The organism is Megamonas rupellensis DSM 19944 (assembly GCF_000378365.1).
GTDB classification, from domain to species: Bacteria; Bacillota; Negativicutes; order Selenomonadales; family Selenomonadaceae; genus Megamonas; species Megamonas funiformis.
The window spans coordinates 25,933-41,946 of the sequence record NZ_KB899584.1; the positions used below are offsets into that span (position 1 = coordinate 25,933).

The following is a 16,014-nucleotide window of genomic DNA, read 5'->3' on the forward strand; positions in this document are numbered from 1 at the left end:
TTTTTGATTTTCAATTGGTCATTATAAGCCAAATACATAGCACATTAAGGAATAAACTAATGCACCAACAATGGCTGTACAAGGAATTGTTAAAACCCATGCCATAAGCATTTGTTGAGCTGTACCCCAACGAACTGCTCCAATGCGTTTTGCACTACCTATACCCATTATAGAACCAGAAACGACATGTGTAGTACTTACTGGTAAAGAAAGTACTGTAGCAGAGAAAATTATGACAGAAGAGTTTAAATCGGCAGCAAAACCAGATATTGGCTGGAGTTTAAAAATACGACCACCTACAGTTTTGATGATTTTCCAACCACCAATAGCAGTACCACAAGCCATAGCTGTTGCAGCCAAGATTTTTACATAATAAGGAACTTCAAAAACATCGATATAACCACCACTTAAAAGAGCAAGTGTGATAATACCCATAGATTTTTGAGCATCATTTGAGCCATGAGAAAAAGCCATAGTAGCAGCTGTTATAATCTGCATGCGTTTGAATTTATTATTGAGCGACGAGGGCCTAAATTTACCAAATAATAAATAAAATATATTCATAATGATAAAGCCGACAACGATAGCAATAATAGGTGATAAAATCAAGGATAATACAATTTTACCAATGCCCCAGAAATTCAAGCCAATAGCACCTGTGGAAACGAGTACAGCACCAATGATACCACCAACTAAAGCGTGGGAGGAACTACTTGGCATTGCTATCCACCAAGTGAATAAATTCCAAACAATAGCACCAATTAAAGCAGCAACAATGATATGTTCATCAATATGTTCTGCTGATTTTACAATATCGCCACCAATTGTTTTAGCAACACCTGTACTATACATAGCACCAAAGAAATTTAAGAAAGCTGCCATTATGATAGCTGTTCTAGGTTTTAAAGCTCTTGTTGATACAGATGTAGCAATAGCATTAGCTGTATCGTGAAACCCATTAATAAAATCGAATACTAAAGCTAGGATAATAACTGCTATGATAAGAAATTGTAACTCATGCATATTTCATTACCACGCCTCTCACCAAATCAGATAATTTTTCGCAATGGTCTAAAGTATCTTCCATATAAGTCAAAATATCTTTCCATTTGATAAGCTCAATTGGGTCAGTGATATGTTCAAATAAGTAAGCAACCTCTTCACGATAAATACGGTCGCCTTCGCTTTCAAGCTTGCTAATTTTATAAGTACATTCTAAAATTTCGTGTTCATGTTTTGTAACTTCATGAAGCATAGAAAACGCTTTTAAGATTTCATCTGTTGCTGATACTAATAATTCAGATAAAGCGATAGCTGCTTTGCTTGTATCTACTAAATGATACATAACAGCTCTTTGGAGTGTTCCTTGGAGAAAGTCAACCCCATCATCAAGACCATTAGCTAATGCATAAATGTCTTCACGGTCAATAGGAGTGATGAATGTTTTGTTTAGTTTATCAATGATTTTGTCGTTAACAGCATCAGCTTCATGTTCGATATTAATGATATCTGATATTTTAGCTTCTGCTTTATTGTTGCCAGACATAACATCATTGATTAATTTTGCACTACTGTTAAAGTATTTTGCACTAGCTAAAAATAAATCATAAAATTCCGTATCCTTTTTTGTAAAAAAGCTGAACATGCCCATTTGTTACTGTAAATCTCTAGACTAAAATCAAGCTAGAGAATATTCCTTGTTCATAGTATCCACTAAAATTATTAATGTTTGATGCAATACTCCCAAGGCTTAACATCCCGGCGATTTCCGGTACAATATTACTAAATAGTAATACCAGTAACTCTTATCCTTTCCTTGTTATTCATCAAATATATACTTCACTTATATTTAAAGTGAATGCGATTATTATTATGGAGATACATATATTTTAATTTTAAAGTAAAGAAAATGTAAAATATGGATAAATATAATTTTACTTTTTCTTTACATCTGAAATTAAATCATACGTTTTCCATAAATCTGTAAATAATTATACCATATTAGAAAAAAATAGGCGATAAATTTACTAGTAAAATGTAAAATTTATCGCCTATTTGTAAAATTTTTATGAAATATTCATTAAGATATTAGATATTTAAAAATGTATTTACAGCTTTAATCATATCTTCTTTTGCACATAAATTATTATGCAAAATAGGTAAAGATTGTAATTGAGCTAAGCCTTGAGGAATTTTATCTTTATTCAATGTGGATAATTTATCTAATAAAGCAAATTCATCTTTATTGGAGATATCTTCACCAAGAGCAGATAAAACGCTATCACTAAATTTATATGGGCTAGCAGTGGATAATATAATCATAGGTGTTTTATCTTGTGTAGATTTTTGATAATCTTGAGCTACTTGCCATGCAACAGCAGTATGTGTGTCTGCTACATAATTATCTTGTTGATAAATATCATGAATACATTTTTTAGTAGCACTATCATCTAAATATCCAGCAGAGAAAGTTTCTTGAATAGCTTTTAATGTTGCTTCATCAACTTGATAGCAACCTGTTGATTGAAGTTTTTCCATATAGGATTTTACTTTAGTTGCATCATTTGTAATATGATAAAGCAAACGTTCTAAATTACTGGAAATTAGAATATCCATTGATGGAGATATAGTTTTGAAAAATTCACGATTGCGGTCATAAGTGCCAGTTTTCAAGAAATCTGTCAATACATTATTAGAGTTAGAAGCACAAATTAAACGATTGACAGGAAGACCCATGCATTTTGCGTAGAAACCAGCTAAGATATCGCCAAAATTACCAGTTGGTACAGTAAAGTTGACTTTATTACCCATAGTGATTTTTTTATCATTAACTAAATCGGCATATGCACTGAAGTAATAAACTATCTGTGGCAATAAACGACCCCAATTTATGGAGTTTGCAGAAGAGAGTTTAAAACCTTTTTCATTTAGATATTCATTGTATTTACTATCACTAAAGATTTGTTTAACACCACTTTGAGCGTCGTCAAAATTACCTTTAACAGCGAATACAGATACATTATCACCTTGTTGTGTGAGCATTTGTAAACGCTGAATTTTACTTACGCCTTCTTGTGGATAAAAGACAAGAATTTTTGTTTGGTCAACGTTTTTAAAGCCATCTAAGGCTGCTTTACCTGTATCACCAGAAGTAGCTACTAAAATAACTAATTCATCTTTATCACCTAATTTTTTTAATGAAGTAGAGATGAATTGTGGCAATAATTGTAATGCCATATCTTTAAAAGCACTTGTTGGACCATGCCAAAGCTCTAAAAGATAATTATTTTTTTCGACTTCTACTGTAGGGACAATTTTATCAGTGTCAAATTTTTCTGTAGTATAAGCGTTATCAACACATTGATTGATTTCTTCAGCAGTAAAATCTGTTAAATATAAAGAAAGAATTTTTTTTGCACATTCTTGATAAGATAAATCAAGAAGTGAAGTTAAAAATTTTTCATCAATAATAGGTATATTTTCAGGAACAAACAATCCACCATCTTCTGCTAATCCTTTTATGATGGCACGTGCAGAAGTAACAGCACAATTATGACCACGTGTACTTATATAATTCATAGAATGCCCCCTTAATTTATAAATATCTATTTATATTCGATTTAATGATTAGTCTTTAAAGAATTCATCATGAATAGCATTTACAGCTTCTTTGATTTTATCAGCTTTAATTAAGCAAGAGATGCTGATTTCAGATGTACTGATTACATCAATATTGATATTAGCATCAGACAAAGCTTTGAACATTCTAGCAGCAATACCAGGGTTACCGAGCATACCTGCACCAACGATAGAAACTTTAGCTACATCTTGTTCGATTAATACAGCAACAGCATTTAATTCATCAGCAACTTTATCTACAATTTGTTTTGCTTGACCGAGGTCATCAGCAGTAACAGTAAATACCATATCAGTAACATTTTTTTCCATATTGCGAATGCTTTGTACAATCATATCAACATCAACATTATTTTCAGCAAGTTTGGAGAAAATTGCATGTGCAATACCTGGAGTATTTGGAATACCTAATACAGCGAATTTAGCTACATTAGTATCATGAGCTACCCCTCTAATAATAAACTCTTTCTCTTCCATTGTATATTCCTCCCTAATAATTGTGCCTGGTTTGTTAGTGAATGTAGATCTTACATGAATTGGAATATTGTATAAACGACCAGTTTCTACGGAACGTGGTTGCATAACACCAGCACCTAAACGAGCCATTTCTAACATTTCATAATATGTGATTTCTTTCATTCTACGAGCGCCTTTAGCAATACGTGGGTCAGCAGAATATACGCCATCAACATCAGTGTAAATTTCACAAACATCAGCTTTCATAGCACCAGCTAGAGCAACTGCAGAAGTATCAGAACCACCACGACCTAAAGTAACAGGATCGCCTAAATCATCACAACCCTGGAAGCCAGCTACAATAACAATATTGCCTTTATCTAATTCTTCAAAAATACGTTTAGGTTGGATATCTTTGATTTTACCTTTTGTGTGAACAGAATTAGTTTTTACACCAGCTAATGCTCCAGTAAGAGAAATAGCTTTTTGTCCTAAAGCTTTAAATGCCATAGTCAATAAAGAAATTGAAACTTGTTCACCAGTAGTAAGTAACATATCCATTTCACGAGTATATTGATATGGATCTTTAGTAATCCCTTTTGCCAATTGAATTAAGTCATCTGTTGTATCCCCCATAGCGGAAACAACTACTACAATTTTATCATCTGGCTGTTTTTCATCTAAAATACGTTTTGCAACAGCTTTGATTTTATCAATATTTCCAACAGAGCTGCCACCAAATTTTTTTACAATTAGTGCCATTGTTACCCTCCTAAAGTATTTATGTATTTACATAGTGTATAAATTAAGTTTGCCTTTTACATTTATTATACAATGCAAACCATATATAATGCTTTTATTATAGCAGTTTATGTTTATTGTGTCTATCATAATTATAATTATAATCTATATAATTATTTGATTTTATAAAAATACTTCTATTTAATTTTGTTAAATGAAAATTTCTTATTTATTATAATAGGAAATAAGAAGAAAATTTTTGGTGAAAATAGCGTAAATAAGTGATTTGTTAAATTAAAAAAGATACAATAAGAATATAAAAAAATTTTATTTCTTTATATTTAGCAATTTTTATCTAGAAGTTTTCAAGGTTACATTTTTGCAAAATTTAAAATTATCTTAGAGTGAAAATTTCTATCCTTTTTATAAAAAATATGTAAAATTTTTATAAGCTATATACATTGAAGTTTTAAGTTTATTCTGTTATAGTAATTATTGTACTAATTAAATAAAACTACTCAGGAGGTTGATGATTTAAATGAAAGTAGCTGTAGTAATGGGCAGTGATTCTGATTTTCCCATTTTAAAACCGGCTGTTGATTTATTACATCAGTTTAATGTAGAAACAGAAGTAATTGTAGCTTCTGCACACCGTACCCCTGGCAAAGTCCGTGGCCTAGTTTCTTCTGCGGAAGAAAGAGGTGTTGGCGCATTCATCTCTGCCGCTGGTGCTGCTGCACATTTAGGTGGAGTTATCGCATCTTATACTACTTTACCTGTTATTGGAGTACCAATTAATGCAACTCCATTAAATGGTATGGATGCTTTATTAAGTACTGTACAAATGCCATCTGGAATTCCAGTTGCAACTATGGCAATTAATGGTGCTAAAAATGCTGCTATTTTTGCTATAGAAATCTTTGCTGTAAGCGATATGAATTTAAGAAAACAACTTAAAGAATATCGTGAAAAAATGGTTGAAGAAGTTGAAGCTAAAGCTGCAAAAGTTGCACAACAACTTCAAGCATAATTAACGAAAAAATTCATCTAAAATTAATATAAAATCGTATAACTCATTTTTATTTAGATTTTAGTTAATGACTTGGGAGGTCAATTAATAATGGAAAACAAATTATTATATGAAGGCAAAGCAAAAAAAATCTTTTCAACAGAAAATCCTGATGAATTATTAGTTTATTACAAAGATGATGCAACTGCTGGTAATGGTGCAAAAAAAGGTACTATTGCAGACAAAGGCATTTTAAATAATAAAATTACTAATTTCTTCTTTGGTTTATTAGAAAAAGAAGGCATTAAACATCACCTCATTAAAGTTCTTAATGACCGTGAAATCCTTGTAAAAAAATTAGATATCGTTCCTCTTGAAGTTATTATCCGTAATGTAGCTGCTGGTAGCTTAGCAAAACGTCTTGGTCTTGAAGAAGGCGTAAAAATGTCTAAACCTGTAATTGAATATTGCTATAAATGTGATGATTTAGGTGATCCTATGGTTAACCGTTATCATATCACAGCTATGGGTTGGGCAACAGCTGAAGAACTTGATCAGATTGAAGCTATGTCTCTTAAAATCAATGATGTTATGACAAAATATCTTGCTACAAAAAATATTGACCTCATTGACTTTAAGTTAGAATTTGGTAAATATCATGGTGAAATTCTTTTAGGCGACGAATTATCTCCAGATAACTGCCGTTTCTGGGATAGTCAGACACATGAAAAACTTGATAAAGATAGATTCCGTCGTGATTTAGGTAATGTTGAAGATGCTTATAAAGAAGTTCTTCATCGTTTAACAGGCGAAACTTTATAATTAAATAAAATACTAAGCATAAATTATAAAATATTTATGCTTAGTATTCTTCATTTATATTGTATGTATTGAGTAGGTTTATGATTAAAATATATGTATAGGAGAATGTAACTAATGGTTGACATTACGTCAAATAAGTGGAAAGAAGAATGTGGCGTCTTTGGTGTATTTTCTCGTACTGAAGATGTTTCTATGTTAACATATCTTGGGTTGTATGCACTTCAACATCGTGGTCAAGAAAGTGCTGGTATAGCTGTTACTGATGGCGCTTGGATGGACGTTACTCGTGATATGGGGCTTGTAAATGAAGTATTTCGTCATCAATTACCTCATATGGAAAATCAATATATTGCTATTGGTCATGTACGTTATTCAACAACTGGTTCTAGCTTATTATCAAATACACAACCTTTAATTGCTAATTATTCCGGCGGAAAAATTAGTTTAGCCCATAATGGTAATTTAACAAATGCAGCTGAACTTCGTCGTTACTTAGAAGAACAAGGTACAATTTTTCAAACTTCTATAGATACAGAAGTAATCGTTAATCTTATCGCACGTTCTCGTAAATCAAGTATTGAGGAAAAAATCATTGAAAGTGTACAACAAGTAAAAGGTGCTTTTTGCTTGGCTATTATGACTGAAAATAAATTAATAGCTGTACGTGATCCACAAGGATTTAGACCTCTTTGCATCGGTAAAACAGAAGAAGGTTCTTGGATAATTTCTTCTGAATCTTGTGGTCTTGATGTTGTAGGTGCAGAATTTATTAGAGATGTTGAACCAGGCGAAATGGTTGTCATGGGTGATGATGGTTTAAAATCCTATAAATACACAACTCCACAGAAAAAAGCTGCATGTGTTTTCGAATATATATATTTTGCTCGTCCAGATAGTGTAATTGATGGACAAAGTGTTCATGCTGCTCGCTTTATGATGGGTCGCATGCTTGCTCGTGAAAGTAAATTCAAAGGTGATATTGTTATATCTGTACCAGACTCTGGTAATACAGCTGCTACAGGTTTTGCTTATGAATCAGGCATTCCATTTTGCGAAGGTTTAATCAAAAATCGTTATATTGGACGTACATTTATTCAACCAACACAGAAAAAACGTGATACAGCTGTTCGCTTGAAATTGAATGCAATATCTGAAGCTGTTCGTGGTAAATCTGTTATTATGGTAGATGATTCTATCGTTCGTGGTACTACTAGTGGTAAAATCGTAAAAATGCTTCGCAAAGCAGGTGCAAAAGAAGTTCATATGTGCATTAGTTCTCCACCAATTGGCTATCCTTGCTACTATGGTATTGATACTTCTGTACGTAAAGAATTAATCGCTGCAACTAAATCAGTTGAAGAAATTCGTCAATTTATAGGTGCAGATTCTTTACATTTCCTTTCTTTGGAAGGTCTTAAAGCTTCTATGACAACAGCTAATCCTGAAGATATGTGTTATGCTTGCTTTAACAATGCTTATCCAATTGAAATGTCAAAAGAAACAGTAACTGGTGCTGATAAATACGTATTTGAACAAAGAGCAAAATAATTTGCACTTTTTGGAGGTTAACATGACTGATAATAAACAGACAAATCTTACGTATCGTGATTCTGGTGTTGATATTGATGCTGGAAATTATTCTGTAAAACTTATAAAAGATAGCGTAAAAGCAACATATCGTCCAGAAGTTTTAGGTGATTTAGGCGGTTTTGGTGGTCTTTTTGCATTAAATAGTGGAAAATATAAAGAACCTGTATTGGTATCTGGTACTGATGGTGTTGGTACAAAATTACGTCTTGCATTTATGCTTGATAAACATGATACTATTGGTCAAGATGCTGTAGCTATGTGCGTAAATGATATCTTAGTGCAAGGTGCAGAACCACTTTATTTCTTAGATTATCTTGCTGTAGGAAAATTAGATCCAGAAAAAGTAGCTACTGTAGTAAAAGGTGTAGCTGGTGCTTGTAAAGAATCTGGCTGTGCTTTAATCGGTGGTGAAACTGCTGAAATGGCTGGTTTTTATGCTGATGGCGAATATGATATTGCTGGTTTTGCTGTTGGTGTAGTGGATAAAGCTAATATCATCACTGGTGAAAAAATAAAAGCTGGCGATGTTTTATTAGGTATTCCTTCTAGTGGTGTACATTCTAATGGTTATTCTTTAGTTCGTAAAATCTGCTTTGATGTAAAAGGTTTTACAGGTGAAGAAAAATTCCCAGAATTAAATGGTAAAACATTAGGCGAAGAACTTTTAACACCTACACGTCTTTATCCAGCTGTTTGCTTACCATTAATTGAAAAATATGATATTCATGGTATGGTACATGTAACTGGTGGCGGTTTCTATGAAAATATTTCCCGTATTTTACCAGAAGGTACTGGCGTTGAAGTAGATGCTAGCACATGGGAAATGCCAGCAATCTTCAAACTCTTACAAGCTTGGGGTAATGTAGATTGGCATGAAATGTACCGTGTATTCAATATGGGTATCGGTATGATTTTACTTGTATCTGAAGAAGAAGCAGCTAAAATTCAAGAAGACCTCAAAGCAAAAGGTGAAAAATCCTATATTATTGGTAAAGTTGTTGAAGGCAACCAAACTGTAGAAGTAAAAGGCGGAGTTTTCAATGAATAACCAAATAATTTTAGGTGTATTGGCTTCTGGTCGTGGTAGTGATTTACAATCTATCATTGATGCGATTGAAAATGGTCAGATTAAAACTAAAATAGGTGTTGTACTAACTGATAAACCAGAAGCAATGGCATTAGAACGCGCTAGAAAAGCAGGTATTCCTGCTGTTTGCGTTGATCGAAAAAAATGTTCTACAAAAGAAGAATTTGAACAAAAACTTGTAGAACAATTAAAAAAATACAATGTAGGTTTAGTTGTTTTAGCTGGATTTATGCGTATTTTAAGCCCTTATTTTGTCAATGAATTTAAAAATTGTATTTTAAATATACACCCATCATTATTACCTTCTTTTGGTGGAGCTCATGCTCATCGTGATGTTTTAGCATATGGCGTGAAAGTATCTGGTTGCACTGTGCATTTTGTAGATGAAGGTATGGACAGTGGCCCTATTATCATGCAAAAAGCAGTACCTGTTTTAGATGATGATACAGAAGAAACTTTATCTGCTAGAGTGCTTGAACAAGAACATATAATATATCCAAAAGTTATTGAATTGTATTTAGCAGGAAAAATACATGTCAATGGTCGTCATGTGACGATTGATGATTGATTTTATATAATCACATTAAGAGGAGGCTTTTATTATGCCTATTAAAAGAGCGTTATTAAGTGTTTCTGACAAAACTGGTATTGTAGAATTTGCACGTAAACTTCATGAAGCTGGTGTAGAAATCATTTCTACTGGTGGAACAATGAAAGCAATTGACGATGCTGGTATACCTGTTACTTATGTTAGTGATGTAACGAAATTCCCTGAAATTATGGATGGTCGTGTAAAAACTTTAAATCCATATATTCATGGTGGTATTTTAGCTGTTCGTGATAATCAAAGTCATGTAGCACAAATGCAAAAATTTAATATTCAACCTATTGATTTAGTTGTTGTAAATTTATATCCATTCCGTGAAACTATAGAAAAACCAAATGTAACTCTTGCTGAAGCAGTAGAAAATATCGATATCGGTGGTCCTGCAATGATTCGTGCTGCTGCAAAAAATTTCAAATTTGTTACAGTTGTAGTAAATCCTAAACATTATGATGAAGTTGCTGAAATGATAGCTAAAGATGGTTGCACTACAGGAAAATTCCGTATGCAATTAGCTCAAGAAGCTTTCTGTCATACATCTCATTATGATGATTGCATTCAAGAATATCTTACAGCTCAGTTAAGCAAATAATATATTTTAGCGCACTTATTGATATGCTAACAATTGGCACTATTTAAGTGCGTTTTCTTTTAATAAGGGGGTTATATTTTGGATATTTTAGTTATTGGTAGTGGTGGACGTGAACATACACTTACATGGAAATTAGCTCAAAGTAAACTTGTGGATAAAATTTATGCTGTGCCAGGAAATCCAGGCATGGAAAAAATAGCACAATGTATACCAGGTTCAGTAGAGGATAATGAATTTTTAGTAAAAGTAGCTCAAGAGAAAAAAGTCGATTTAGTGGTGGTAGGACCAGAAGTTCCATTGACAAATGGAATTGTTGATGATATGGCTAAAGTGGGAATTGCTTCTTTTGGACCACAAAAAGCTGCTGCTCAATTAGAAGGTTCTAAATCTTTTTCTAAAAATATTATGAAAAAATATGGTATTCCTACTGCAAAATATGAAGTTTTCACAGATGCAGTGGAAGCTAAAAATTATATAGAACAAGAAGGCGCACCAATAGTAATTAAAGCAGATGGGCTTGCTGCTGGTAAAGGTGTTATTGTTGCAGAAACAAAAGAACAAGCTTTAGAAGCAATTGATGAAATTATGTGCGATAAAACTTTTGGTAGTGCTGGTAATAGCGTAGTTATCGAAGAATTTATGGCTGGCGAGGAAGCTTCTGTATTGGCTTTCACTGATGGTGAAACTATTATCCCTATGATACCATCTCAAGATCATAAAAGAGCGTATGATGGCGATAAGGGGCCAAATACAGGTGGTATGGGAACATATGCACCAGCACCAGTTATTACAGAAGATTTAATGAAACAAGTACAAACAAAGATTTTAGAGCCAACTATAAAAGCTATGAAACAAGAAGGCTATGAGTATAAAGGTTGTTTGTATGCTGGTTTAATGATAACAGCAGAAGGACCAAAAGTTGTAGAATTTAATGCTCGTTTTGGTGACCCAGAAACACAAGTTGTATTGCCATTGTTAGAAAGTGATTTAGCTGAAATCATGTTAGCTTGTGCAAATGGTACACTTGCAAATTGTGATATAAAATGGAGCAAAAAAGCTGCTGTTTGTGTAGTTATGAGTGCCGGTGGATATCCTGCTAAATATGAAAAAGGCAATGAAATTCTAGGTTTAGATAAGGCAGAAAAAGAAAATGTTTTAGTTTTCCATGCTGGTACAGCTAAAAAAGATGGAAAAATTGTCACAAATGGTGGACGTGTATTAGGTGTAGTGGCTTTAGGTGATGATATAAAAACTGCTGTAGATAAAGTTTATACAGATATAAAACTTATTGATTTTAAAGATGTATATTATAGAAAAGATATCGCACATAGAGCTTTCAACCGTAAATAATTAAAATAGTATATATAAAAAAATAAAGGAATAATAGGTTGATATTATTCCTTTATTTTTAATTAATTATTGATTTATTTTTATTGAGATTAGATTATTTTTTTACTACTTATATGATTTTATTGATGAGAACATAGATACATTTGACAATGAATAGCATTACAAAAAAATAATTAAATAGTAAAATATCTGTAAAGCTATTAGTTTAATAATGATAACTTTAAATATTTTGTTAATTAGAAAAATAACATATAGTACTAATAAATAGCCAATTATTATCTATTGTATATTGTGTTCAATGCATTTGTACACTTATGATAAGTCTATATGTTAATATATAGGTGGTGGCAATGGTTATGAAGAAGACCGTTGGAGAAAAAATTAGATCTTTTCGTCAACAAAAAAAATTAACTCAAGAGCAATTAGCTTTAGGAGCTGAAATTAATCCAGTCTTCTTGGGTCATTTGGAACGTAATTTAAAGAGTCCAACAATTACAACATTAGAGAAAATAACAAGAGCTCTAGGGATTACTATGTCTGAATTGTTCTTAGATGTGCCTAACAATGATAGTGAAATCGAAGTTAGACAAGCAAGCATTCAGCATATTAACTATCTCTTAAAAGATTTGTCCAACGAAGAATTGGATAAAATCACAGGCATTTTAAAAGAAATAATTGACTGGAAAAAAATGTAATGACATTTTTAAGTACCTATAATTTTTATTATAGGTACTTTTTTATATTATGTAAAAAATAAATGTAAGAAATACATAAGTGGTTGAGGTTCAGTTATTATAATAGCATATTTTTTATAATTGCAATAGATATTTTTAAGGGTTAATTAAGTTTATTGAAGGTTTGCTATTTTAAAGGTATAATATAGATATGCTTTTAATTGTATATGTATGATTTTTAAAAATATCCCATTTCTTCTATCGGGATTATGAATTTTATATAAATTAATTAAGCAAAATCTGCAAATATAATATATTAATTTTATTTTGAATAAAGGAGATATTATTTTGAATTTACAAGAGAAAAATATTTATTGTGGTTTCAGATTGGATAAAATATCCCATATATCTGAAATTTCATCTAATGCATATGAATTTTATCATGAGAAAAGTGGCGCGAAATTATTATTTATAGAAAATAATGATGATAATAAAGTATTTTCTATAACTTTCCGCACTACTCCTACTGATGATACTGGTGTAGCTCATATTGTAGAACATTCCACACTTTGTGGTTCTCGTAAATTTCCTACTAAAGAACCATTTGTGGAATTAGTAAAAGGTTCTTTAAATACTTTTTTAAATGCAATGACATTTCCAGATAAAACTATGTATCCTATAGCTAGCAGAAATGAAAAGGATTTCCGCAATCTTATGGACGTTTATCTTGATGCAGTATTTTATCCAAATATGCGTACAACACCTGAAATCTTAATGCAAGAAGGTTGGCATTATGAAATTGATAATGTAGATGCTCCATTAGCTTATAGTGGTGTAGTTTATAATGAAATGAAAGGTGCATTATCATCTCCAGATGGATTATTGGAAAGAAAGATTTTAAATAATCTTTATCCTGATACAACATATCAATATGAATCTGGTGGAGACCCTGTAGCTATTCCGGATTTAACACAGGAAATGTTTATTGACTTCCATAGTCGATATTATCACCCTGCTAATAGTTATATCTATCTTTATGGGGATATGGATATGATGTCAACTTTATCTTTCTTAGATGAAGAATATCTTAGCAATTTTAATAAAATTGAAATCAACTCCCATATTGATGTACAAAAACCATTTACAGCTCGTAAATTGATTAAAGATATTTATCCTATAGCTCCAGGTGAAGCAAAAGAAAATAAAACATTTTTAAGCATGAATTATTCTATTGCAACTTCTTTAGAAAAAGAAAAAATGCTAGCATTTACTATATTGGAACATGCTTTATTAAAAAGTGAAGCTGCACCACTTCGCAATGCTTTAATTAAAGCTGGTCTTGGTAGTGATGTAATTTCTTCATTTGATAATGGTATTTTACAGCCAATGTTTAGCATTATCGTCAATGGTTCTGAGGCTAATAAAGTTGATGAATTTACAAAAGTTGTAACTGATACTTTAAATGATATTGTAAAAAATGGCATTGATGATGAATTGCTGCAAGCTTCTATTAATAGTATGGAATTTAAGCTTCGTGAGGCTGATTTTGGTCAATATCCAAAAGGATTGATTTATAATATTAATCTTATGAATAGCTGGTTATATGATGGCGATGCTACTATGTATCTCCATTATGAAGAAGCTTTGAAAACTGTAAAACAATGGGCAAAAGAAGGTAAGTTTGAAGCATTAATTCAAGAATATTTATTGGATAATACTCATAGTCATATTTTAATTTTAGAACCAGATGAAAATGTAATCACTAAACAAGAAAAAGATTTAGCTGATAAATTAGCACAGAAAAAAGCTTCTATGAGTAAAGAAGATATTGAAAAAATTATTGCGGATACTCAAAAATTAAAAGAGCGTCAACGTTCTGTGGATAAACCAGAGGATTTAGAAAAAATTCCATTATTGAAAATTGAAGATATCACTAAACAATGTGATAAATTAATTATTGCTGAAGATGAAATAGCAGATACAAAAGTTTTAAGATATGATATTGATACAAATGGAATTTGCTATTTAAGAATGTTATTTGATATAAGCAATATAGCTTATGAAGATATAAATTATCTATTCTTATTGGAAGAATTTATTGGTAGAACTGCTACAAAAAATTACACATATGAAGCATTGGCTAATGCTGTAAACTTGCATACTGGTGGAATGAGATTTGCTGTAGCTACGTATGATAAAGAGGGCGATGTTGACTCTTATATGCCAAAATTTGTATTTAAAGCTAAAGTTTTGGTAGATAAGATGCCAGAATTGATAAAATTACTACAAGAAATAATTTTCAATAGTTCCTTTACTTCTAAAGAACGTATTAAAGATTTGGCAATGCAATGTCGCAGTGATTTTGAAATGTCAATATTGCGTTCGGGTCATCAGTTAGTTCTTGATGAATTGATGGCATATTTTACACCAAAAGAATGCTATGATAATTTTGGTGACTTAAAATTCTATGCATTTATTAAGAATTTCTTAAATGATTTTGATAATGAATTTAATAAAATGCAAACAGCTTTTGCTAAAATTTTACCAATGATATTTAATAAGGCTAATTTATTGACAAGTATTACTGTATCTAAAAATGATTATGAAAAAGTAATATCTGCAATTAAGCCTTTATTAGAAATATTGCCAAATGAAACTTATCCAAAACAAGAAATACCATTTGCAGTAGAAAAGAAAAATGAAGGTTTTATTACATCTTCTCAGGTACAATATGTTGCCAAAGGTGCTAATTTCATACGCTTAGGATATAAATATACAGGAGCTATGAAGGTATTAGAAACTATTATGCGTTATGAATATTTGTGGACTAATATTCGTGTTCTTGGCGGAGCTTATGGTGCATTTGTAAAATTCCGTCGTGATGGCAATATGTATTTTGGTTCTTATCGTGATCCTAATTTAGTAGAAACTTTAAATGTATATGATAAAACAGCAGAGTTTTTACGTAATTTTAATGTTAGTGATAGAGAAATGACAAAATATATTATCGGCACAATTAGTAATATTGACATGCCACTTACTCCTGCATTAAAAGGTGAATTAGCTTCTTCTGCGTATATTGCTGAAATGACAGACGAAATGCGTCAGCAACAGCGTGATGAAATTTTAGCTACAACTCAAGAAGATATTAGAGCTTTAGCTGATTTAGTAGATGCTTGCATGAAGGAAAATGCTATCTGTGTTTTAGGTGGAAGCAACAAAGTAAACGAAGCTAAAGATGTATTTAAAACAGTAACTACTATTTTATAATTTAATAAAAAAAGAAGACTGTCATAGTATGATATGCACCCAAAATATTGGACATATTAATTAAGCTACTAATTGAGACTTAGTTCTGTATTCTACAGGACTAAGTCCTTTTAGTTTTATCTTTATCCGTTTTGTATTATAATATTTTATATAAGATTTTAACTCTTTTATAAAATCTTCAAC

Annotated in this window: 14 protein-coding genes; 9 read left to right on the forward strand and 5 right to left on the reverse strand. The window is 31.4% G+C overall.

The annotated features are described in order from the left end of the window. Nucleotides 1-21: 21 nt before the first annotated feature. From F553_RS0107875 to F553_RS0107890, 4 genes are all read right to left on the reverse strand, one after another. The gene (locus F553_RS0107875) at nt 22-1,023 is read right to left on the reverse strand and encodes an inorganic phosphate transporter (RefSeq protein WP_018999686.1); all 1,002 of its coding nucleotides are present in this window, start codon (nt 1,021-1,023) and stop codon (nt 22-24) included. Next, on the reverse strand, nt 1,016-1,645 hold the full coding sequence (locus F553_RS0107880; protein ID WP_026296977.1) for a DUF47 domain-containing protein: 630 nt from the start codon (nt 1,643-1,645) through the stop codon (nt 1,016-1,018). The genes F553_RS0107875 and F553_RS0107880 overlap by 8 nt, the downstream gene beginning before the upstream one ends. Nucleotides 1,646-2,088: 443 nt before the next feature. Next, the gene (thrC, locus tag F553_RS0107885) at nt 2,089-3,579 is read right to left on the reverse strand and encodes a threonine synthase (RefSeq protein ID WP_018999688.1); all 1,491 of its coding nucleotides are present in this window, start codon (nt 3,577-3,579) and stop codon (nt 2,089-2,091) included. A gap of 48 nt (nt 3,580-3,627) precedes the next feature. Continuing rightward, entirely contained in the window at nt 3,628-4,854 is a 1,227-nt protein-coding gene (locus tag F553_RS0107890) for an aspartate kinase (protein ID WP_008537816.1), read from the reverse strand. A gap of 517 nt (nt 4,855-5,371) precedes the next feature. Between F553_RS0107890 and purE the strand changes: the two genes are divergently transcribed. The 9 genes from purE (at nt 5,372) to F553_RS0107935 (ending at nt 15,831) form a co-directional block, all read left to right on the forward strand. Beyond that, on the forward strand, nt 5,372-5,863 hold the full coding sequence (gene purE / locus F553_RS0107895; protein ID WP_008537818.1) for a 5-(carboxyamino)imidazole ribonucleotide mutase: 492 nt from the start codon (nt 5,372-5,374) through the stop codon (nt 5,861-5,863). 90 nt (nt 5,864-5,953) lie between these two features. Then, on the forward strand, nt 5,954-6,664 hold the full coding sequence (purC, locus tag F553_RS0107900) for a phosphoribosylaminoimidazolesuccinocarboxamide synthase (RefSeq protein ID WP_008537819.1): 711 nt from the start codon (nt 5,954-5,956) through the stop codon (nt 6,662-6,664). 114 nt (nt 6,665-6,778) lie between these two features. Further along, nucleotides 6,779-8,212, forward strand: coding sequence for an amidophosphoribosyltransferase (purF, locus tag F553_RS0107905; RefSeq protein ID WP_018999689.1), 1,434 nt, complete (start codon nt 6,779-6,781; stop codon nt 8,210-8,212). A gap of 22 nt (nt 8,213-8,234) precedes the next feature. After that, a complete protein-coding gene (gene purM, locus F553_RS0107910; RefSeq protein ID WP_018999690.1) occupies nt 8,235-9,302 on the forward strand; it encodes a phosphoribosylformylglycinamidine cyclo-ligase in 1,068 nt (355 codons plus the stop codon). Continuing rightward, a complete protein-coding gene (purN, locus tag F553_RS0107915; protein ID WP_008537822.1) occupies nt 9,295-9,909 on the forward strand; it encodes a phosphoribosylglycinamide formyltransferase in 615 nt (204 codons plus the stop codon). The genes purM and purN overlap by 8 nt, the downstream gene beginning before the upstream one ends. A gap of 34 nt (nt 9,910-9,943) precedes the next feature. Next, nucleotides 9,944-10,537, forward strand: a complete 594-nt coding sequence (locus F553_RS11825; protein WP_008537823.1) for an IMP cyclohydrolase — start codon at nt 9,944-9,946, stop codon at nt 10,535-10,537. A 78-nt stretch (nt 10,538-10,615) separates the two neighbouring features. Continuing rightward, the gene (purD, locus tag F553_RS0107925; RefSeq protein ID WP_018999691.1) at nt 10,616-11,887 is read left to right on the forward strand and encodes a phosphoribosylamine--glycine ligase; all 1,272 of its coding nucleotides are present in this window, start codon (nt 10,616-10,618) and stop codon (nt 11,885-11,887) included. A 356-nt stretch (nt 11,888-12,243) separates the two neighbouring features. Then, nucleotides 12,244-12,582 carry a helix-turn-helix domain-containing protein gene (locus tag F553_RS0107930; RefSeq protein ID WP_115152401.1) on the forward strand — a complete coding sequence of 113 codons (339 nt, stop codon included), beginning with the start codon at nt 12,244-12,246 and terminating at the stop codon, nt 12,580-12,582. Nucleotides 12,583-12,909: 327 nt separating this feature from the next. Further along, nucleotides 12,910-15,831, forward strand: coding sequence for an insulinase family protein (locus tag F553_RS0107935; protein ID WP_018999693.1), 2,922 nt, complete (start codon nt 12,910-12,912; stop codon nt 15,829-15,831). A gap of 60 nt (nt 15,832-15,891) precedes the next feature. Here F553_RS0107935 and F553_RS12320 read toward each other — a convergent pair. After that, nucleotides 15,892-16,014 (reverse strand): IS3 family transposase (locus F553_RS12320; protein ID WP_018999694.1); only part of this gene is annotated, 123 nt, incomplete at its 5' end.